This is a genomic window from Pseudoalteromonas sp. CR1, from assembly GCF_019392235.1.
Taxonomy (GTDB): domain Bacteria; phylum Pseudomonadota; class Gammaproteobacteria; order Enterobacterales; family Alteromonadaceae; genus Pseudoalteromonas.
In genome coordinates this window covers 1-281 of record NZ_JAHXRM010000150.1, presented here as the reverse complement: position 1 = coordinate 281, position 281 = coordinate 1, and the positions used below count along the sequence as shown (strand labels likewise).

Here is a 281-nt window from a genome sequence, read left to right as displayed (position 1 = left end):
CCGATCGAGACGGCGCTCGAACGCCGCGGAGTTCGGCTCAAGGGCGCCGGTGCCGAGCGTGTCGGCCCATGCCCTGTGTGCGGTGGGACGGATCGGTTCGCGATCAATCTCCGGAAGGGGGTCTTCGTCTGCCGTGGCTCTGGCCAGGGTGGGGACGTGATCGCGCTGACGCGCTACCTCGAAGCATGCGACTTCAACGTGGCGTGCGAGATCCTCACCGGTCGGCCTGCCCCTGGCCGACGTGAGGGTGAGACGCCGGAGGCGCGCGCGGTCCGCGAGGC

Annotated in this window: 1 protein-coding gene; it reads left to right on the top strand. The window is 70.5% G+C overall.

All coding sequences use genetic code 11. The features are described from left to right. Positions 1 to 3 precede the first annotated feature (3 nt). Positions 4 to 281: CHC2 zinc finger domain-containing protein (locus tag KZZ04_RS21565; protein ID WP_368735900.1), on the top strand; the 278-nt coding region annotated here is incomplete at its 3' end.